Here is a 20625-nt window from a genome sequence, read left to right on the forward strand (position 1 = left end):
GGTCGGTACCGATGTCATTGCTCTATTCAATCAGGTGATCTTCAATGCCGGGCAGGTTCGAGATCAGTTCGCCGTACGGGCCGAGATGCTCTTCCGATGTCGCTTCTTGGAGTTCGTGGACATCGAAGACGTCTTCGAGGATCTCCTGACCGTCTGGGTCGTCGTTGAGCGCGAGGAGCGCATCTTCGAGCAGTTCTTTCTCCGCGTCCGTTGCCTCCAAGCTGGCCAGCACTGGATGGCTTGGCACTTGCGTGAATTCCTCGACGATCTCATATTCGTCCAGATCCAGGCACCACTCCTCCGCATCGTCGCCGTCACAGTACTCTTCTGGCGTGGTGGCTCGTCCGAACGCGATATCTGCTTGTTCCTCGGAGAGCGCCTGGAGCGCACCGACGTATCCGCCACCGACGACTGGATCGCCGAAGTACTCCTCAACGGCCTCACGAATCGCTGTCACGTCATCGCCCTCGTCGAATTCTACCAGTCCCTCTTCGGCGAGATACGCAGTCGGAACCAGCATGCCTGCACCCGTCAAATCTCCCGTGTGGGCGCTGTCAACACCTTCGGCATCGCGCATCGTTTCGACGCCGGTGTCAGAGCGGGTGTAGGCCGCCGCAACGTAATACGGCTGCCCATCCTCGTCGGCCTCAACTGCGAGCGTTCAAAACCGTGCTCGTTCCACCCGACCCATGAGGGACCTCCGCTTAGATACGACGCGTGAGCTTGTCCTGTCGCAAGCGCTCCGATAGCTGCGCTGTCGTCAGGGACTGTATCGATGCTGGTCGGGACACCAGTTTCAGACTCGATCCACTCGGCCAAGGGCTCCCAATCACGTTCGATGTCTGCTGGACCATCTTGCGCCTCGATAGCGAAGACAACCTCATCGGAGACATCAGGGTTGTCGTGGTCGTCATCGTCTCCTTGCCCTTCGGATCCGTCATTATTGCCGAGACAGCCAGCCAGCCCAGCTGCGGTGACGCCAGTAGCCGTCGTGAGCACGGCTCGACGCGAGATACCTATCGTATCCGAATCGAGAGCGGGTTGCATTGAGTATTATTTGACCTATCTAAACTAAAGCTTTGCCGATCCATTCCCTAGAGTCGATCTAATAAAGAATGATCCTTAGACGTACTCTAATGTTGGATATACGCGAGTTCTACCGAAGCGACGCGTACCGACTGAGCAACATACTCAGGCAATGAAACTGACTCACCACCCTCGACAGGTTCGAGCGTATACAGCCCGAATGGTGTAACCTTCCGAATCACGAGTTCAGTTCCAAGATCGATCCCATGTTCGGAGAGGTATTCGAGAACCTCCGGATCACGGTCACTCACCTGTTCAACAATCATCGCCTCTTCCTCAAACTCCGAGAGTACGCTTTCGACGTGCTTGTCCGGGAGTTCGAGCGTCGAATTGGGGATCGGAGCACCGTGGGGGTCCGTCTCCGGATCGTTGAGTGTCGCGGCTACCCGGGCAGCGAGCTCATCACTGATGTGGTGCTCGAGTCGATCTGCTTCGTCGTGGACGTCAGCCCATGAGTAATCAAGGTGTTCAGTCAGATATGATTCAAGTAGCCGATGATTCCGGATAACTTCGAGAGCGACCTGTTCGCCATCTAGCGTCAATGAGACACCCTTATACTTCTCGCGGTTGATCAGTTCCTGATCTTCGAGTTTGTCGAGCATATTCGACACGGTGGGCGCTGTCACGTCAAGATGGTCGGCGATCTCCGAGGTGCGTACCTCGTCGTCAGTTTCTTGCTGAAGATGGTAAATTGCCTTGGAGTAATCTTCCATGACGGCGCTGGGCCTCAGTGTCTGTATTAGATGAGGCTAATCTATAGTTATTCTTCATCAAACTAAGAAGGCTCCGTAGAGAGCACCTGTAGTTGTTAGAGATTTTGCTGTAAATCCGTATCCTGTATCCAGCACGGCATTTTGAATATCTCTCAGTCTTGGTAGGATGTTCGCGTTCAATAAGCATCCCTACGTAACGGCTGGTTCCCCGAAATGAGAGTGAAAATAATCCCACGAGAGTAGTTCTACGACGCGCTCTTTCTGTTGGGCTAGATTAATCCGAACGGCCGTACAGAAGCCGCTATGGAGCTCGAATCGTTCTTCCACGTCGCGATCAAGGTCGAGGATCCGGAACCAGCCGCGGAGTTCTACCGCGAGCACTTGGATGCCGAGGTCCTCGAACGCCGCCGAGCCGCGGAGTCGGACGACCAGTTCGCCGTCGACGCGGTCGTCCTCGGGATCGCCGACAAGCGCGTCTACCTCTTCGATCAGGCCCCCTACGAGGCCGCAGGGCTCGTCGAGGAACAACCGCCCGGATTCCTCCACTTCGGCTACGTCGTCGAGGACGGCATCGAGGACACCTTCGCGAGACTGGCCAACGACGGCGTCGAGATCGTCATGGAGCCCGCGGTCTACGGCGACAAGCGGATCGCCTTCTTCGTCGCCCCCGGCGATATTCGGATCGAACTCATCGAATACCTCGAGGACGACTCGAGCGAATAGGCCGATCCCTTTTGACCCAGTCGCGTGAACACGGCCGCATGGACGTCGATGATTTCGATCACGACTCGCACATGCACAGTGCGCTCGACCTCGCCCGCGAAGCCGCCGACCGCGGCGACCGACCGTTCGGCAGCGTCCTCGTCCGCGACGACGAGGTCGTCGCGTCAGCGTCGAACCGAGTGGTGACTGCAAACGACGTTCGCCGTCACCCCGAGCTCCACCTCGCCTACCGCGCGTGCCGGGAATTCGAACCCGAAGAGCGAGCCGAGACGGTGATGTACACCAGCACGGAGCCGTGTCCGATGTGTGCCGGCGGCATGATTCGGGCAGGGTTCGATCGGGTCGTCTACAGCGTCGGCGGCGACGAGATCGGTGCCGTCACCGGCCACGAGCCACCGGTCCGCGCAGCGACGATTCTCGAGGACGTCACCGACGTCCTCGGGCCCGTGTTGAACGAAGAAGGCCGACGGGTCCACGAGGAGTTCAACTGGTCGGCGACAGAAGACTGACCGCTCTCTTCGGTCGCGCTTCCGATCGTATCGGTCTCTCGTTATCTGTAACTCTACCAGTATTCACCGTCTCGCTGGCCTCGAAACTACTCTAAGATTCTAATCTTAGATAGAAATCTGAGAATCTGTTATTAGAACCTGATACGATCGGTAAGACGGGGTTTGTCTCTCGTCGTGCTGAATTCGAGACGTTCTGAGCGTTGCGTAGGTGTGCATACCACTCACGACAACTCAGTATAACTAACGAAAGTATATGACGACGTTTTGAAAAATAGGTATGTAACACACCATCCAAGAATCACTCTAACTAACGTCAGAATTGGAATTGGTATCACGATCAGATGAATCCTCCTTCTGATCAGTACTGTTGAGAGTCTCATGCGGTCTCTTCACTCGAATTACAGAAATACTATGAATATCCGTTCTGCCCGGAGCGAGATCAACACTCTCCATGGCCCCTATTCATCCATCAGTGCCAATAACCGCTCACTACGTCGAAGTAGAAGATCGCCACACTTCCTGCAATTATTCCTTCCTTGGAGATATAATATAACTATTTAAAACGTGCCGGATATACCCTATATGTAATATGGGAAACCAATATACTGGGTCTCGTTGACATCCAATTCGGAATGAAAGACCCTCACCAAACCCCTTCTACGGGGTGGGAAGCGTTTACTGCTGCTGTGAACCAGTATCGGGATATGAGCAATACATACATTCAAACACAACAAGCATTCATCGATGGGTTAAAAGCGAGCGCCGACGCTGTGGAACACTATTCTCACGCCTACGAACTCTGGCTCAACGGGTGGGAGCAAACGTTTCGGACGGATCCGAAGTTAGCAGATCCGGAGAAGGAAACCCAGTCTCCGACCCCCAGATCATTGGTAGAACCGTCAAATCGGTTCCCCAGGGACCGTGACAGTTCAGCCCGTCAGTCTCATGCTCCATCAAAGACCAGATCCGATGCCGTCCTCCGTGAGCGGATTGCAACACTTGAGCAGCGTCAGCAGGCGCTTGAAGAGACGCTCAACGAAATTCATAGGGAAGTTGTTGAGTAGGTGATCTGTACGTTCCGTTCGTCGGGTAGTCGAAGAGAGGTATGAGGACCGTTCTATACCACCCTCACGAACAAGCCGCCTCCGAGAGGTTGTATAGATCCGCTATCTCCAATACGACTTTTTTACATATTTCTGCGTATTGGTTTATTCTTCACCACCTGACTAGGTTGTAAATAACGGGCGGATACGACGCTTGAGTTCGCCGGCGCGGTCGCGGCCCCGATCACGGCGGCGGTCGGAACAGGCAAGTCGCTTCCGGTCGCCAGTTCGGACCGTGCCAGCCACAGTCGTCACCGGATCGTCCAGAGGTATCGGGAAGGCGACCGCGCTTCGGTTCGCCGAAGACGGCTACGACGTCGCCGTGAACTACCGCTCGAGCGAGGACGCCGCCGACCGAGTCGCCGAGGCGATCCGCGCTCGCGGACAGGAAGCGGTCGCCGTCGGAGCCGACGTCTCGGATCCCGACGCGGCCGCTCGACTGGTCGAGACCGCAGCGGAGGCGTTCGGCGGGCTCGACCACGTCGTCAACAACGCGGGGATCGATCAGCACGTCCGCACCGAGGACCTCGCCCCCGCCGACTTCGATCGGATCATGGACGTCAACGTCAACTCGGCGTTCAACGTCACGAAGGCGGCGCTGCCCCACCTTCGGCGATCGACCGACGACCCCTCGGTGACGAACGTCGCCTCGATTCTGGCCCACACCGGCGCGGCGATCGAGTGTCACTACGCGTCCTCGAAGGGGGCGTTGCTCTCGCTGACCCGGAGCCACGCGTCGGATTTCGCGCCCGACGTTCGGGTGAACGCGGTCGCGCCGGGCCACGTCGAGACCGACATGACGGCCGATCGGACTCCCGAGGAGCAACGCGAGGAGCTGGCGGCGATTCCGGTCGATCGGTACGGCCAGCCCGAGGACATCGCCGACGCGATCGCTTACCTCCGGGACGCGACGTTCGTCACGGGCGAGACGCTGAACGTGAACGGCGGGGAGCGAATGGGCTAGTACGTCCGCAGTCCGTCCTCGAGCCGATCGAGTCCGTCCTCGAGGCGGTCGACGGAGTTCGCGAACGACAGCCGCAGCCGCCCCGGCGCCGTCTCGCCGAACCCGCTCCCGGGCGCGAGGACGACGCCGTGTTCTTGCAGCAGGTGTTTCGCGATCGAGAGGCTGTCGTCGTCGATACCGGGGTCGAGAAACGCGTAGAACGCGCCCTCCGGGCGCGGACACGAGAGGCCGTCGATCTCGCCGATCCGATCGACGACGAGGTCGCGACGGCGACGGAAGGCGCCGCGCATCTCCTCGAACGGCTCCTGGGGGCCCGTGAGCGCGGCGATCGCGGCGTGCTGGGCGACGCTTGAGGCACAGGCTGTCGTCGACTCGCGGATCTTGACGACCTCGTCGATCAGGTGGGAGTCGCCCGCGAGCCAGCCCAGCCGCCAGCCCGTCATCGCGTACGCCTTCGAGCAGGAGCCGACCGTGAGGACGTGGTCGGGATGATCCGTGTAGGCGGCGATCCCCTCGGGCTCGCGGTCGTAGGTCAGCCCCAGATAGACCTCGTCGGCGATCACGTAGGCGTCGTGGTCAGCGGCGGCCTCGACGACCGCGCGACACTCGTCGGGATCGAAGACGCGACCGGTCGGGTTCGAGGGTGTCGTGAGCACGACCGCGGCGGTGTCGTCGCTCATCGCCTCGAGGACGCGGTCGGCCTCGAGGTCGAACCCCGACTCGGCGGGCATCGGGACCTCGCGGAAGGTACCGTCGGCGAGCGACGCCTGGGTCTCGTAGTTGGGCCAGGTCGGGCCGGGAACCAGCAGCTCCTCGCTGGGCGAGACCGTCGCCATCGTTGCCAGGTGCAGCGCCTCCATTCCGCCGGTGGTGACGACGATCTCGTCGGGATCGTGGACGACGTCGAACCCCTCGGCGAGCGTGTCGCTGATCGCGCGTCGACACGCGGGCAACCCCGCGTTCGACGTGTAGTGGGTCTCGCCGTCGCGGGCGGCGCTCGCGGCGGCGTCGACGACATGTGCAGGTGTGTCGAAGTCGGGTTCGCCGACCTCGAGACGGACGAGGTCGCCGTCGTGGCGTTCCGCGAGGTCGAACATAACGCGGATGCTCGAGCGCTCGGTCCGACGAACCCGTGCTGTTGGCGTCGGCATACCCTAGCCACGGCGATCGCGGGCAAAAGGGATCGGATGCCGGAAATCACGTTCCCGTCGATAGCGAGCTAGCCGCAACAAATTCTATGTTGGTTGGTAGCATACAACAATATGGTGAGCTCCGATGGGTACGTCCGATCCCGACGGCGCGGAACCGACACTCGAGACCAGCTTCGGGGAGCGGTTCGTTCTGGACGAGACCGACGGCGAGTCGCTGCGAATCGAGACGACCCTCGATCCCGGCGTGAGACGACCGCTCCACAGCCACCCGAAACAGGACGAGCGGTTCCTCGTCCACGAGGGACGACTGGGGCTGGCGGTCGGAAGCGAGGAGTTCGTACTCGAGCCCGGCGAGGAGGAGGGCGTCGCCGCCGGCACGCCCCACACCTTCTGGAACGCCAGCGACGGCGTCCTCCGGATGACGACCGAGCACCTCCCGGCGCTGCGGTTCGCGGACTTCCTCCGGGCGATGGTCGCGCTCGACCGCGAGGACGGACTCGACGCCGACGGGATGCCCGCCAACCCGCTGGTGGGTGCGGCGTTGCTCCACGAGTACCGGGACGAGATGCGTCCGGCGGACATCCCGGCTCCGGTCCGTCGCGTGGTCGTTCCGGTACTCGCGACGGTAGGGAACGCGTTCGGCTACGGAGTGCCCGACGGTTCGAGGTCGGACGCCGACGGCGTCGCCTCGAGCACCTCCCGGTGAGCTGCGTTTCCGTCCTCGGTTCGCGATTACTTTCACAGCCCGCGAACATACAATTCGATGCGGGAAAGATGTCAAATACTTATTCGTTGAATTCGACGATGGGATGGACGACCTTACCGGCTTCCAGCGGGACCTGCTGTACGTGATCGCGGGCGCCGACAAACCGTCGGGCCAGGATATCAAGGCCGAGATCGAGAGCTACTACAGCTCCGAGATTAACCACGGACGGTTGTATCCGAACCTCGACACGCTCGTCAACAAGGAGCTGGTCGAGAAAGGTGAACTCGATCGGCGAACGAACTACTACGCCATCACCGAGGACGGCGAGCAAGCGATTCGGGATCGACGGGACTGGGAGCAACAGTACGCCGACACGTAACTCCCGACCCGCGGCTCCGACCAGTCGCCGGCGCCTTCACCGAGGCGTATCGCAGCCGAACGCGATCGCGTTCGGCGAGCACCGCCAGGAAGCGGCGTTCCGAGACGAGGGGTGACCGCCTCCCCCGCCGGCAGTACAGCCAAGTTTCCGGCGCGGTAAGTGAGCGCTATGTCCACGGATCCAGACCACGACTCCGAGACGGCGGACACGCTCGACCTCGAGCGCCCAGAGGAGATCCAGTTCGGCGTTACGCGCGGCGAACACGACCTCGAGATCGGTCCGCCGCGGGACTATCCCGACCGAGCGGACGTGTCGGTCCACACGGCCGAGGACGGCGTCATCTTGAGCGTCGACGCGATGGCGGGCGATCACGGAACGGGCCACGTCGACGCGAGCTTGACGGCCGACGAGGCCCGCGAACTCTCCGAACGACTAGCGGCGGCAGCTCGGACCGAGGACTGAGGTCCTGCCACGACTGACGTCGTGGGCCGTCGCGCTCTGTCTCTGTAGCACCCCACTGGACGTCCCCGTCCTCGGTATGCAGCCGTTTGCGTTGCGGTACCGACAACTCGGTACTGCTATCGAACTAGTGGAACGACTGTCTCTCCCGGGAATCCACACGGAACGGACGGTTCGATGCGGCCGAAACCGTCTCACGGGTGCCTAACGATCGGAGTACGGCGCCGTTTCCGAACGCACGAAGCATTGTGCCGGGTGTACGGTACGTCCTCGATCCGAGATGACGTCGTCGGTACTGTCTCGATTCCAGGTAACCGAATACGCACGCAGTATCGACTCGCCCAGAGTGTTCATTCCAGCTAACAGTACATAAGACACACATAACGAACTACTCACCTGTACGATCACACGTACTATGGACGATATCGCGGGGGAGCTGCTGGACGTGATCGTGGATCCGACAACTCGTCGAGCCAGAGGATCGAGACGAAACTCGAGAGCGACTCCAACACCGGGATCAGCTACGGATGGCTGTACCCGAACCTCGACACGCTCGCCAACAAGGGACTGGCCGAAAACGAGAACCTCGATGGCTGGGCGAACTACGGTGCTACCAGAAAGCGGGCGATCGGGAGACGACGGAAGTGGATCACCCGGTCCGCCGACAAATAATTAGCCAAAAGTATTTACGAAATCATATAGTTCCGAAGAACGATGACTGAAACCCTGACGGAAACGGCTGAGGACGTCCACGAACGGATCGTCGTCGGCGTGGCCACGCTCGAAGACGTCGATCCGATGGCGCTGCCGCCGCTGTTCGACGCGGTCGATCCAGACGCGCTCGAGGCGATCTTTGCCGACCCCGAGCGGAACACGGTACGGATCGGGACTATCGAGTTTCCCTACGCCGGGCACACGATCCGTATCGAGTGTGGCGACGAGCCCGTCGTCAGGATCGACTGAGATCGGGTCGTCGCCAGGGACGTCGATCAGTCGTAGCTCAGACTGTTTAAGGTGTAGCTGTCGGCCGTGTGGGTTCGGTCGACGAGAAGTACCGCTCCGTTCGCCGCCTGCTGAAGCTCACACCGGAGGTTCCCGAGGTTGCCCGGATTGAGCGACGCCGGCGGATCGTCGAGCGTGAAGTTGAGCGTGCCGGTGTTCCCGCGTACTCGCTCGGGTTTCCGTGCGGCCGCGTGGATCCGATTGCCGTTCTGTTTCACGTCGATCGTCCCGGTAAACTCCCAGGTATCGCCGTTGTACCTGACCTGCTCGCCCTCGAGCTCCGGGAGGTGCGCTTCGACCATGGCTGTCAATGACGCGCATGGACTATAATGGTTTGGTGTCGACGGTGGTCGGTTTCGCCGACACAAAGGATATACTACCGTGCCAGCAATCGACGCGCCATGCATTCGAGGACGTTCTCGACGTTTCTGTCCACGACGCTGCTGTTCTCGATGGTCGCGGTTACGATCGCGGCGATCGTCTCGCCGCCCGATCCGTTCACACTGGTTCTGTACGCGCTCCCGTTGTCGGTCGTTGGGGCGGTGGCTGCCTACCTCCTGACGTACCGGACCGGCGACGTTTCGTCGCGGGACAGAGCGTGATACGGTCGAAGCGGTTCGACCGACGCTCCGATCGGCCGGACCATCGCAAGGAAACGATCCGAGAGCGACCAAACGCAACCCGTATGTAGAAACCACCGTTCGTTCCAACATGGACCAGATCGATCTGACGAACAGCCAGCGGACGACGCTTACTGCACTCGTCAACGAGTATCAGGCGACCGACGCGGCCGTCAGCGCGAGGGTTGTCGCCGAGGAGACCGGGCGAAACGCCGGAACGATCCGCAACCAGATGCAGACGCTGTCCGCGCTCGGCCTGGTCGAGAGCGTCGCCGGACCTGCAGGCGGCTACGAGCCGACCGACGCTGCCTACAGCGTTCTCGATCGACAGCAGCTGGACGACGCCGAGACGGTCACCCTCGCTCGCGACTACGACCGCGTCGACGCGACGGTCGACGGGATCGACTTCACGAACGTCCACCACCCCGATCTGTGTCGGGCCCAGCTGCACTTCCAGCAGTCCGTTCGTGACCTCGAGAACGGGGATCCGATCGTGGTCGGTCCCTCCCCAGTCGCGGCGCTCGTCGTCGGCGGACGGGTCGTCACTACCGACGAAACGGACAACGTGGTAATCGTCGACGTCGAACAGCTGCAAGCGCCGATCCGAAAGGACGACTCGTAGCTCTCGGACGCGGTCGCCGCTCTGTGAAGCGACTCGGGACGTCCGTCCGCTCGCCCGCCCGGGGTCGAGCTACACGTTCTCGAAGAATCGACCATGAAAGCCGAACGGCTCGGCGTGAGGGAGCGCCACCCGCGCCCGGAGCGTCAGCGTCGCCGCGTCGAAGACGAGCAACAGCGTTCGCTCGGCGTTCGTCTCTAGCGTGGTCGCCAGGACGACCCCGTCGTCCTCGGCGTCGCCGCCGGGACGCCGGACGGGAACCGGCTCCTCGACGTAGCACCCCTGCTTCCACCACTCCCTGGCAGTGCCAGTTTCACAGTCGACCTTGACGAGCCCGCTGGCTCCGCCGCGACCGGTCGCCTGGCCGTACGCATAGCGGTGGTGGCGACCGACGACGGACCGAGCGACGCGGGGCATCTCCACGCTGCCGTCGTACCGGGGCGTCCGTTCGACCGCGTTCGCGCGGAGATCGATTCGGTACCGTACCAGGCGGGCGTCGGAGACGGCCGGAAACCCCTCGTCATCGCCGTCGAGCTCCGACAGCGACATCGATCCGACGATATCGCCGTCGGGATACTCCACCAGATCCAGGACGACCGTTTCGCCGTCGACGTAGGCGTTGACGTGGTGGAAGGTGAAGACCGGATCGAGCGTCGGGTCGGCCACGAGCTCGCCGGTGTCGCGGTCGACGACGAGGACGCGGGTGCCGCGTTCGGGCTGCCACTCGAGCATGTCGATCGGGCCGTCGGCGAACGGATCGAGCGCTCGGAGCGCCGAGAGGACGAGCGGCGATTCGACGATGACGACGTGGGTAGCAGTGACGCTACAGTCGTGGACGTACGCCGGGCCGTTCGCGTCGACGGCGGCGATGCGTTCGCGCGTTCGACTCCCATAGGGAAGCCGGTAGAGGTGATACCGGGGCTGCAGCCCGAACTGCGTGGTGAACCCGACCAGTTCGTCGCGAACGGGGTCGTCGACGAGGTGGGCGGCCGCGACGTGTTCGGGGAGGTCGTCGTCGAACTCGAAGCGGCCGCGGGTCTCCAGAGTTTCGGGGTCGAAGGCCACCCGGGAGGGAGCCTCGGTAAGAGCGACGTACTCGCCGTCGATCCGGGCGACGTGGACGCTCGCGTTGTCGGTCGGCTCGGGTGGTCCCGGTGAAATCGCCGCCCCGAGAAGGTCCCGCCATCCTCGCGTGTCCGTCCCGAACTGCCCGGACAGCTGCCCCTGTATCGCCGCTCCGTACGCGCCGGTGCGGAGAAACCGGTTCGAGTAGCGAACCTGTCCGTCCTCGAAGGCGTACCGACGCAACATCGCGAGCCCGTCGAACCAGTGGTTGACGCGGCGGTTGCCGACATCGAACCGACCGGGGCCGTTGCGGATCAGCGTCCCGGAGAGCCAGTCGGGAACCGTCCCCTCGACCGGCAGGCGGTGGTCACGGAGCTCGGTCGTCAGCGAGTGGAATCCGAGCGTCGGTGTCGTCACGACTCCGCTTCAGTGCCGACCGTAATGAACGCTCGGGCGAATCGTCACGTTCGTCCGTCGTCTACGAGCCGAACGATGCGAGTGGCTTGGGGCCGGCTCGGTTCCCCAGCTGACTACATGGAAAACGGGAGAAAGTCTACGACTTCAGTCGTGGGAGGCAGTCAGGGAACGTCGTACTCGAGACTGTCGTACTCCGCGACCTCGGTCGAGCCACAGGACGGACAGTCCCACTCACCTCCCTCGAGTACCGTTCCGCAGTTTCGACACTCGAAGATCGTCTCTTCATCGTCGGAGAAATATTTTCTTACTGCTGAGAAGATCGGCATATCTTCCCATGCTCGGAGGAGCACTAACCGCTGTGGCTTTCAGCTGCCGGGTCAGGCGGGTGCGGCCGGTATCGAGGACGCTGGTTGGAATCAGTCCTGATCCTCCGGTGGCCCGGTCGCGGCGGGCGATCGGTCGTCGGGGTGTGGCTCAGCTCCGTGATCTGCGTCGGGCTCGACGACGCTGTCGGTCCAGGTTCCCCGGAGGAAGTGAAGTCCGGCCAGGACGACGACGAGAACGTTCGTCAGCGCGTCGCCGACGAACACGCCCGTCGCACCCAGTCCGAGCGGTTCGGCCAGCCCGTAGGCCAGCAGCGGTCGGAGAACGATGAAGCCGACGATCGCGAACCCCATCGCGGTTCGCGTGCTGCCGCTGCCCCGGAACGCGCCCTGGACGATGTAGAAGGTGCCCAGGAAGACGAACGACAGCGAGACGATACGCAGGTACTCGGCGCCGACGGCCACCACCGCGGCCGCGCCCGACCCCGTGATGAAGATCCCGACGATCGGATCGGCGAGGACGTAGACGACGCCGCTGAAAAGCAGGAAGGCGCCGGCGACGAGTCCCGCCGCGGCGTACACGCCGCGCTCGGCGCGCTCGACCTGTCCCGCGCCGAGGTTCTGTCCGACGACCGTCTCGACGCCGCGGGCGAGCCCCAGCGCCGGCAACACGACCATCGACGTCACCCGCGTGCCGATCCCGTAGCCGGCGACCGCCGTGGGGCCGGCCAGCGCGACCAGCGCGGTCAGGATCGTCACACTGAACGCCTTCGTGCTCACCTCGACGCTTGCGGGCGCGCCGATCGTCACGAGCTGTTTGACGGTCTCGAGTTCGGGCCGGAAGTCGCCCCTCGAGAGCTCGATGCCGACCCGTCCCGAGAGCAACAGCCAGACTCCGATCGCCGCGGCGAGTCCTCGCGAGAGGATCGTCGCGAACGCCGCCCCCTGGACGGCCCAGCCATCGAACCCCGTCAGCGTGAACAGCTGTGCTTCGAGCGCCTCGAGCCCGAACCACGCGAAGAGGACGTTGTCCTGAAAGCCGAGGATGAAAAACGGGTCGATGGCGACGTTGAGCGCGACGCTGAAGCTCATGAGATACAGCGGCGTCCGCGTGTCCCCCCACCCCTGCAGCAGCGACTGGAAGACGAAAAACGCGAAGATGAACGGCATCCCGGCGAACTCCGTGCGAGTGTACGCCAGCGCGTACTCGTACTCGAGGGTTCCGGGCTCGGCGCCGACGAACCGCAGCATCGTCGGCGCGAGGACGACGCCGACGACGGCGACGAGCACGGAGAGCCCGAAGATGACCGAAATCGTCTGTCCGGCGACCCGGGCGATCCGGTCGAGGTTGCCGGCACCCTTGTTCTGGGCGACGAGGACGGTCCCCGCGACGTTGAAGCCGATCCCGAAGCTGATCACCAGGAAGATGATCGCCCAGGAAAACGACAGCGCGGAGACGCCAGCCTGGCCGAGCCGGCCGACCCAGTAGGTGTCGGCGAGGTTGTACCCGACCATCAGCAGATTGGTGACGACGATCGGTACCGAGAGGACGATCAGGGGCCACACCAGCCCGCCGTCAACGACGTCGACCGATCGATCCCGACTGTTTCGGCTCACTGTAGGGGCTCCGGAGCAGTCTCGGTGGCCAGCGGTGGAAACGCTTTCTCCTTCGGCCCGCGAGATCTCGGAACGGGATCACTCCGTCGTGACGACGCCCCGCTGGGCCTCGAAGGCCCCGCGGGCGTCCTCGGGGTCGTCGAACGCCGAGAGCGCCAGTCCGAGTTTGATGCGAGCCTTCCAGGGTGGGAGGTCGCCCGCCGGAATCGTGCCGTGTTCCCGAACGGTGCGGCTGCCGCCGGGCCCGCCGTACCGGGCGCCGACGGCGCCGTCGTAACACCGCGTCGCGACGACGACGGGAACGCCCGCCTCGACTGCCTCCGCGACGCCGTCTCCGAGCGCCGGCGTCGTGTTTCCGATGCCGCTCGCGGCGAGGACCAGGCCATCGACGCCGTCCTCGAGGGCTCGCTCGAGCTGGCGGGCGTCGACGTCGAGCCCGCTGGGCAGCATCTCGACGCGCGCGGTCATCTCGGTCGCGGGCAGGGAGACCGACTCGCTGCCGGGCTCGCGGCGCAGCGAGAGCCCGTCTGCTGTGAGCTCCGCGACCGGTCCCGCGTCGGGCGAGGCGTACGCCTCCGGCCGTCCAGCCCGCGCCTTCGTCACCCATCTGGCGGCGTGGACGAGGTTCCCGAACGCGACGTACGCGCCGTCCTCGAAGCGGTCGTCGGCCGCGGTCCGGACCGCCTGCAGCAGGTTCGCCGGCCCGTCGGCTCCCGCCCAGTCGGCGGGTCGCTGCGCCCCGGTGAACACGACCGGCACGTCGGCGTCGGTCGCCATGTCGACGTAGTACGACGACTCCTCCATCGTGTCGGTACCGTGGGTCACGACGACGCCGTCGACGCCGTCCTCGTCGGCCCGTTCGACCGCCTCGACGAGCGCGGCGACGTCCGAAACCGAGAGGTGGAAGCTGAGTTCGTCACAGACCGACTCGACGTCGATCGTCGCGACGTCCTCGAGACCGGGAACCGCTGCGACGAGGTCGTCGCCGTCTTTCGAGGGGGTCGCCCCGTCCGCCCCATCCGTCGACGCGATCGTTCCACCGGTGCTCAACACGCGTACGTGTGGCATGTACTGGCGTCTCGGGCGGAACTACTTAGTTCGAGAGGCCACCCTCACCGGGGCACTCCGTCCTCCCGGTCGTCGAAGATCGTGCGTTCCCGAACGACCGCTGTGCTCCGAAGGCAGGACCTGGTCGAACACGAGTGGTTTTCCGGCGAGAGAATCCATCGTCGGCAGCACTCAACTGCTCGAGGGAGCCGTGTTCCCCACCGTTTTCGACGAGCAGGGTCAGTAACTTTTTGTGACTTGTCTGTCCTCCTATAGTCGTGCCAATCCGACGAGCGAAAGATCTGGACACTCTCTACACCGAGGTCGACGACTACGACCTCGTTATCGTCCCCGACGCACCGTTCGCGAGTGCGCTCAACCGCCGCCTCGACAGCCCACAGTTCGGAAGCTTCGCCATCACGCCCCGGCGCCTCGCTGCTGGCCGGCGCGAACGGGCCGAAGACCGGCTCGCCTTTCTCGAGGTCGTCGACCGAACCGATCACGACTGGCAGGCAGTCGCCTACGCGGTCGGGAACGTCATCCAGTGCTGGGAACAGCAGGGACGGCTCGACGCCATCCTCGAGTACGATGCCTACGTCGATACGACTACCCGCGAAGTCGTCGATATCATGGCTGACCTGCGAACGACCTCCAAACAGCTCACCGAGTATACGGTCGACGACGAGCAGTCGGTCGCCGTCGTCGGCTCCGACCAGTTGACGACGCTCGAACGCAGTATTCTCCCGGACGAGTTCGACCGGATCGACCCGTTCACCGCGGAGTCGTTCGACTATCCCGAGTTCCACGTCTTCGAGTCGGCAACCGACATCGTCACCGCACTCGTTGACACTATCACCGCAGCGGACGCCGAACACGTCGCGGTCGTCCTCGACAGCGGGAGTGAGTACTCGTCGCTGGTCGAATCAGCGCTCGAGGCAGCCGACGTCCCCTTCTACGGCGGTCCTGGATTCGTCGACGATCCGCACCACAGAGCCTTCGTCCGACTCCTTCGACTCGGATTTCGCGGCCCCGAAACGACCGTCGGCGACCTCCGCCCAGTGCTCTCCCAGCTGGGAATCGACGTTCCGATCGACCACAACGAAAAACGACTCGAGTCGGTCGACGCCGACGGCATCGACTGGGTACGGGAGTTCTGTGCCTCGCTCGACGAGCGAACGTTTGCCGACGTCCTCGGTGCGTACGCAACGAAAGCGGGAATCGAGCTCTCGCGCTTCGATGACGAACTGCGGGAGCTCGGAATCGGCGATAACCGCGTAACCAGCGACGGCGTCGATCGACTGGCCTACTACCTGCAGACGTACGACATCCCGGTCGACAGAACGAACGAGGGTGTCCTTCTGGTCGATGCGAAATCCTCTGCCTACGTCGACCGACCGGTCGTCTTCCATCTCGGGATGGGGAAGGACTGGACTCACTCGGCCCCGAAACGTCCCTGGGTCGATTCCCAGACCCAGTTCGAGCGCTACATCGGCAACTTTCAGCGACTACTCCAGAGCGGCGACGACCAGTACTACCTCGTCCAGGACACCGTTGGAGGCGAGCCAGTGACACCGTGTCTCTACTTTAGCGACCTTCTCGAGGACGACTTCGGACGCTTCAGCGACCTCGAGACAGTCGACCATCGCCGGCGACCACGTTCCGGTGGCAGCGGCTTCGACCGCGAGCCGATCGACGTCAATCGGGAGACGGTCGAGACGATCAGCCAGTCGAGCCTGAACAGTTACGTCAACAGCCCACGGGAGTACTTCTTCAGCCGCCTCGTCGACTCGCCGGATCGGGAACGGTTCGTCGAGGGGACCCTCTTTCACGATTTCGCCGAGTTCTACGTCAACCATCCCGACGTCGTCGCTACAGCCGACCGCTCGGATCTCGTCGACGTCATGCTCGAGGACGTCGATCCGTTCATCACGGCTGCCGACGAGCCGCTTCGACGACGCAAGTACCGGATCGGACTGGAGACGATCGTAGCGTATCTGGACGAATACGGTCCCGAATCGGACGAGACCGACTTCCTCACGCCGACCACCGGCCGGGGAGAGAACTGCTTTGCGGCGTACTTCGGCGAGCCGATCGACTCCCCGCTGACGGAACGGTGGTTCGAGGACGAGTCGCTCGGCCTGAAGGGCAAGATCGATCTCGTCCGGACACCGGATCAGTTGCTCGATTACAAAAGCGGGAGCAAGAAACGGGCCGCCACGATCGTGAAGCGTGCGGCGGTCGACCCACCCGCGGACACGCCGAATTTCCAGGCGGCGCTGTATCTCACCTACTACCGGGCGATCCGTCCCGACGAACCGCTCGAGATCACGTTTTTCCACTTCCTGGAGACTATCGACGACGTCATCACTGGCGAAGCGGAGCTCGACGAGACACTGACGACCGTCACGTACTACCCGTTCACGTTCGACGAGTACGTCGGCTCCCGTGACGCCTACGAGACGCTGCTCGATGGCTACAACGACTGCCAGGAGACGTTCGAGGACTTCGGCTATTCGGCCTACAGTGACCTCATGAGCCAACTGACGTTCCCAGATACGACCGAGAAGGCAGCGTTGCGCGCATCCGAGTTCGCCGAGGAGTTCACGGCTGCCGTCGACGTGGGCACCTCCGAGGACGTCGACGCCGAGAAGGGAGCGGATCAGGCGATTCGAGCGCTGAACGGCGTTCGCAAGCGGACGTTCTTCTGCGAGGACCTCGATGCGTTCGAAGCGTTCGTCGAGGAACGGCTCGAGGAACTCAACCGTCGGCGAGTCGGCGAGGAACGGTTCCCCGTAGATGGCCCTGCCGGAGAGCCGAACTACCGGCGGATAGACAACCGCGATCTCCTCCTGGAAGGTGAGAGCGATGACTGAGCTGACACCCAACGAGAAACAGCGGGAACTCATCGAGAACACGGACGGACTCTATCACGTCGACGCTGGCCCTGGAACGGGGAAGACGTTCGCGATCACTCGCCGGTACGGGGCGATCGTCGACCAGCCTGACATCGAACCGGACGATATCTTGCTGGCGACGTTTACCCGGAGCGGCGCCGCCGAGATGAAAGAACGGATCGGCGAGCACAGTACCTACGCTCTCCGCGAGTTGGCCGACGCCCCGATCCAGACGTTCCATTCACACTGTCACGACCTGCTCGACGAACACGGCTACGCGGCCCCGACCCATCTCGGTCTCGAGGAACGAATTACGGGATCGACGCGAGTTATCGACGACGAGCTCATCGAAGCCGAGCTGTTCCGCGAGTTCTTCGACCAGTTCCGGAGCGCTCACCCCGAGTATATCGACTTCTACCGGATCCTGTCGGCACCAGACGAGTTGCTCGACGTCGTCACCGAACTCGCGTCGAAGGGGGTGTTCCCGACGGCCGACGGCTGGTATCGCGACGGCGAATCGCACCTCGACGGTGACTTCGAGACGTTCAAAGCGCAGTTCGACGACGTGAACGAGCCACGCAACGATGGGCGGAAGCAGTCCGAACTACGTGACGACCTGAGTCGCTTCGGGCGGAACAAGACCTACCTGCCCGATGCACCCTCGAAATCGGAACTCCGTGGGGGACGCGGAACCAAACAACTGGATGACGAGGTCGCAGCCGAGGTGTTCCACGAGGATCGCACTGATCTCAAGGCGTTCGTCCACGACGTTTACTTCGAGTACCTGCAATTCGCGCTGCGTCGGAACTACCTCAATTTCGGATTCCTCCAGCTGTTCGCGTTCGTCCTGCTCTGTGAAGATCCACAGGTTCGGCAAAGAGCCCGCTTCGAGTACGTGATGATCGACGAGTTCCAGGACACCAGCGAGATCCAGTTCAAGCTCGCGTTGCTCCTTGCGGGAACGGACAACCTCTGTGTCGTCGGTGACTGGAAACAGAGCATCTACTCGTTCCAGTACGCGGACGTCCGGAACATCCGCGCTTTCGAGGAGCGTCTCGAGGCGTTCAGTGCGGATCTCAACGGTGACACCGATCGGGTATCCTTCGAGACGGACGATCTCACCCGAATCGAACTGAAGGAGAACTACCGATCGACCGAATCCGTCATCGAACTCTCCGAGGAGGCAATAATGACGCCAGCTTCGAGCGGCGAGGACGTCGATACCACGCACGAGGACATCGTCGAACTCGCCGCGAACGCGTCCGTTGACAACACCGTCGTCGAGGGCGTTCGACACGACGACGAACACGAAGCGGTGCTCTCGAAGGTTCAGGAGATCGTCGGCAACGACGACTACGCCGTCGAAGCAGAAGACGGTGAACTCCGCCCGCCGGAGTACCGGGACGTCGCCGTGTTCACCCGGAAACGCGACTACGGTCGCGAGCTGCTCGAGGTCGCCGACGAGTACGACTTTCCCGTCGCCTACGACGGCGGAATCGAACTCTTCCGGACCGATCAGGCGAAGCTACTGCTTGCCTGGCTCCGCGTCCTCGAATCGGACGCTGATCGCGGCTGGGCGGTCGTGTTGGAGCGTGTCGGGTACACGCTCGACGAAATCGACCACGTGCTGGGGACGGAGGGGTATCCCACGGAGCTGACCACGTTCCGGGACGAACTCCGGGAGTTGGAGTCGGTCGGTGCAGTCGCGCGACGGCTCTTCGATCGCTATGGCTTTACGGGCGAGACGGCGGATACCCTTCTCGATACGATTCAGTCGGTGTACGACTCGACCACCCTCACTCACGGCGAACTGATTCAGTTTATCGAACGGGGGATCGAGAACGGCAGTATCGTCGACGTCCACGCCAATTCGGGAGACAACTCGGTGACGGTTCAGACGATCCACGCTGCGAAGGGACTCGAGTATCCGATCGTCATCCTGGCGAACATGAATAGCGGCAGTTTCCCGCCCCGTTCGGGCGGTTCGAGCGTGATACAGTATCAGGAACCAGTCGGTCTTCGTCAACGGAAGCGCTACTCCGAGGACCGAGCACATCCACACGTCTACGATAGCTGGCAACACGACGTCCGTCGTCGATGTCTCCCCACCGAGTACGACGAAGAGCGACGGCTACTGTACGTGGCAGTCACACGAGCCGAACAGCACGTCGTCTTCACGGGCGGCGAGAATCCCAATACGTTCCTCGAGGCGTTGCCAGTTACGGTCGGCGAGGCCGAGATCGATATCGACCCGCTCGGTCGGGACGACCGGGCTGTGGCGGAACTGCCGTTCACCGTGACGACTCCCGATGGCCCGCTCGCCCATACCCCGCATTCGCTGATGGACGAGAGTGTCTTCGAACGAACCGGAGCACGGATGGAATCGAGTCCCGATCCTGCGTCGGAAACGCGGGGAAGGGATTTCGGCTCTCGTGTACACGAGTTCGCCGAGGCGTACGCCCTCGGTGACGACGTAACGCCGTTGAACGCCCACGAGCAACGGGTGAAAGCGTTCATCGACGACCTTCCGGGCGAGTTGTACGTCGAAGAACAAGTCACGCTCCCGCTCGAGGTCGATGACCGACGGGTCACGATCTCCGGTATCGCTGACCTCGTCCACGAAACGGAGACGCAGGTCCAGGTTATCGACTACAAGACCGACAGTACGCGACGAGCGCAGTCGGAGTACCGAAAGCAACTCAGCGTCTACTACCACGTCCTCTCCGAGTGGTTTGAAGCCAAAGAAGTCACAGCGAGCCTGTTCTATACGGCTGACGGGACTCGCGAACGGATCGAGCCGCTTTCGCGTGACGAAATCCGTGGTGTTGTTCGACAGCATGGAACCCACGGCAACCGGTGAATCGGCCAGCAAAGCAGTTGTGACGGTTCGAGGAGCACTCGGAAGCCCCACCTCACTCCGTCGAATCTAAACAGCGCCTTACTGAACGAGTTCGATGTGCAGAATAGCACCACCGGTCGTCTCTCGATACCTGGCGTCGGAGTTCGGGGTCCGGTGAAACCCCTCCGGTGCAGGATGATTCCCTTTACTGTCAGGCGTTTCTGGCATCAGTATGTACGACCCATCATCCTGGCGTGGACCTTCACCATAAACCCGGTAATACTCTTCGCTACCATTCAATTCTTCGAGAGTTACTTTCCGAATCTCCATCGTCCGTCCATCGCTCCAGGACGTGTTCGTGGTAACTGTGATACGGTCGCCCGGACGAA

Annotated in this window: 20 protein-coding genes and 1 pseudogene; 12 read left to right on the forward strand and 9 right to left on the reverse strand. The window is 62.5% G+C overall.

Going from position 1 to position 20625, the window contains the following annotated elements:
- Positions 1-22: 22 nt before the first annotated feature.
- The 3 genes and pseudogenes from NATOC_RS23135 to NATOC_RS20145 all read right to left on the reverse strand — a co-directional run.
- Positions 23-598 (reverse strand): annotated as a pseudogene (locus NATOC_RS23135) (PhnD/SsuA/transferrin family substrate-binding protein); the annotation flags it as partial.
- Complete coding sequence (locus NATOC_RS23335) at positions 532-1047, reverse strand: PhnD/SsuA/transferrin family substrate-binding protein (protein WP_083866658.1); 516 nt, start codon at positions 1045-1047, stop codon at positions 532-534. The gene NATOC_RS23335 and the pseudogene NATOC_RS23135, both read right to left, overlap by 67 nt.
- Before the next feature lie 86 nt (positions 1048-1133).
- Positions 1134-1799 carry a metal-dependent transcriptional regulator gene (locus tag NATOC_RS20145; protein ID WP_015323338.1) on the reverse strand — a complete coding sequence of 222 codons (666 nt, stop codon included), beginning with the start codon at positions 1797-1799 and terminating at the stop codon, positions 1134-1136.
- 303 nt (positions 1800-2102) lie between these two features.
- Here NATOC_RS20145 and NATOC_RS20150 point away from each other — a divergent pair, with 303 nt between their 5' ends.
- The 4 genes from NATOC_RS20150 (at position 2103) to NATOC_RS20160 (ending at position 5098) form a co-directional block, all read left to right on the forward strand.
- Positions 2103-2522 (forward strand): VOC family protein, encoded by a 420-nt coding sequence (locus NATOC_RS20150; RefSeq protein WP_015323339.1) that lies wholly within the window; start codon positions 2103-2105, stop codon positions 2520-2522.
- A gap of 38 nt (positions 2523-2560) precedes the next feature.
- The gene (locus NATOC_RS20155; RefSeq protein ID WP_015323340.1) at positions 2561-3031 is read left to right on the forward strand and encodes a nucleoside deaminase; all 471 of its coding nucleotides are present in this window, start codon (positions 2561-2563) and stop codon (positions 3029-3031) included.
- A gap of 704 nt (positions 3032-3735) precedes the next feature.
- Complete coding sequence (locus NATOC_RS22105; protein WP_157224718.1) at positions 3736-4095, forward strand: hypothetical protein; 360 nt, start codon at positions 3736-3738, stop codon at positions 4093-4095.
- 274 nt (positions 4096-4369) lie between these two features.
- The gene (locus tag NATOC_RS20160; RefSeq protein ID WP_015323342.1) at positions 4370-5098 is read left to right on the forward strand and encodes an SDR family NAD(P)-dependent oxidoreductase; all 729 of its coding nucleotides are present in this window, start codon (positions 4370-4372) and stop codon (positions 5096-5098) included.
- Here NATOC_RS20160 and NATOC_RS20165 read toward each other — a convergent pair.
- Positions 5095-6249: a pyridoxal phosphate-dependent aminotransferase gene (locus tag NATOC_RS20165; RefSeq protein ID WP_015323343.1), complete on the reverse strand. Its 1155-nt coding sequence runs from the start codon at positions 6247-6249 to the stop codon at positions 5095-5097. The two genes, NATOC_RS20160 and NATOC_RS20165, sit on opposite strands and share 4 nt — an antisense overlap.
- 124 nt (positions 6250-6373) lie before the next feature.
- On the opposite strand from NATOC_RS20165, the gene NATOC_RS20170 reads away from it, so the two are divergent.
- The 4 genes from NATOC_RS20170 to NATOC_RS20185 all read left to right on the forward strand — a co-directional run bounded on the left by NATOC_RS20170 (position 6374) and on the right by NATOC_RS20185 (position 8756).
- Positions 6374-6955 carry a cupin domain-containing protein gene (locus NATOC_RS20170; RefSeq protein ID WP_015323344.1) on the forward strand — a complete coding sequence of 194 codons (582 nt, stop codon included), beginning with the start codon at positions 6374-6376 and terminating at the stop codon, positions 6953-6955.
- A 103-nt stretch (positions 6956-7058) separates the two neighbouring features.
- Positions 7059-7334, forward strand: coding sequence for a PadR family transcriptional regulator (locus NATOC_RS20175; RefSeq protein ID WP_015323345.1), 276 nt, complete (start codon positions 7059-7061; stop codon positions 7332-7334).
- A gap of 168 nt (positions 7335-7502) precedes the next feature.
- Positions 7503-7796 (forward strand): hypothetical protein, encoded by a 294-nt coding sequence (locus NATOC_RS20180; protein ID WP_015323346.1) that lies wholly within the window; start codon positions 7503-7505, stop codon positions 7794-7796.
- A 711-nt stretch (positions 7797-8507) separates the two neighbouring features.
- The gene (locus tag NATOC_RS20185) at positions 8508-8756 is read left to right on the forward strand and encodes a HalOD1 output domain-containing protein (protein WP_015323347.1); all 249 of its coding nucleotides are present in this window, start codon (positions 8508-8510) and stop codon (positions 8754-8756) included.
- A 26-nt stretch (positions 8757-8782) separates the two neighbouring features.
- Here the strand turns inward: NATOC_RS20185 and NATOC_RS20190 are convergent, their stop codons facing one another.
- Positions 8783-9097: a hypothetical protein gene (locus NATOC_RS20190; RefSeq protein ID WP_015323348.1), complete on the reverse strand. Its 315-nt coding sequence runs from the start codon at positions 9095-9097 to the stop codon at positions 8783-8785.
- A gap of 99 nt (positions 9098-9196) precedes the next feature.
- On the opposite strand from NATOC_RS20190, the gene NATOC_RS20195 reads away from it, so the two are divergent.
- The gene (locus NATOC_RS20195; RefSeq protein WP_015323349.1) at positions 9197-9397 is read left to right on the forward strand and encodes a DUF7534 family protein; all 201 of its coding nucleotides are present in this window, start codon (positions 9197-9199) and stop codon (positions 9395-9397) included.
- A gap of 109 nt (positions 9398-9506) precedes the next feature.
- Positions 9507-10037, forward strand: coding sequence for an HTH domain-containing protein (locus tag NATOC_RS20200; protein ID WP_015323350.1), 531 nt, complete (start codon positions 9507-9509; stop codon positions 10035-10037).
- Between the two features lie 69 nt (positions 10038-10106).
- On the opposite strand, the gene NATOC_RS20205 is transcribed toward NATOC_RS20200, so the two are convergent.
- From NATOC_RS20205 to NATOC_RS20215, 4 genes are all read right to left on the reverse strand, one after another.
- The gene (locus NATOC_RS20205) at positions 10107-11516 is read right to left on the reverse strand and encodes a carotenoid oxygenase family protein (protein WP_015323351.1); all 1410 of its coding nucleotides are present in this window, start codon (positions 11514-11516) and stop codon (positions 10107-10109) included.
- Between the two features lie 161 nt (positions 11517-11677).
- The gene (locus tag NATOC_RS22580) at positions 11678-11842 is read right to left on the reverse strand and encodes a hypothetical protein (RefSeq protein WP_015323352.1); all 165 of its coding nucleotides are present in this window, start codon (positions 11840-11842) and stop codon (positions 11678-11680) included.
- A gap of 90 nt (positions 11843-11932) precedes the next feature.
- On the reverse strand, positions 11933-13456 hold the full coding sequence (locus NATOC_RS20210; RefSeq protein WP_049888999.1) for an MATE family efflux transporter: 1524 nt from the start codon (positions 13454-13456) through the stop codon (positions 11933-11935).
- 78 nt (positions 13457-13534) lie between these two features.
- Complete coding sequence (locus NATOC_RS20215; RefSeq protein ID WP_015323354.1) at positions 13535-14524, reverse strand: asparaginase; 990 nt, start codon at positions 14522-14524, stop codon at positions 13535-13537.
- Between the two features lie 257 nt (positions 14525-14781).
- Between NATOC_RS20215 and NATOC_RS20220 the strand changes: the two genes are divergently transcribed.
- Both NATOC_RS20220 and NATOC_RS20225 read left to right on the forward strand, forming a co-directional pair.
- The gene (locus tag NATOC_RS20220; protein ID WP_015323355.1) at positions 14782-17376 is read left to right on the forward strand and encodes a PD-(D/E)XK nuclease family protein; all 2595 of its coding nucleotides are present in this window, start codon (positions 14782-14784) and stop codon (positions 17374-17376) included.
- Positions 17369-20257: a UvrD-helicase domain-containing protein gene (locus tag NATOC_RS20225; RefSeq protein WP_015323356.1), complete on the forward strand. Its 2889-nt coding sequence runs from the start codon at positions 17369-17371 to the stop codon at positions 20255-20257. The genes NATOC_RS20220 and NATOC_RS20225 overlap by 8 nt, the downstream gene beginning before the upstream one ends.
- Positions 20258-20625: the final 368 nt, after the last annotated feature.

Source organism: Natronococcus occultus SP4 (assembly GCF_000328685.1).
Classification (GTDB): domain Archaea; phylum Halobacteriota; class Halobacteria; order Halobacteriales; family Natrialbaceae; genus Natronococcus; species Natronococcus occultus.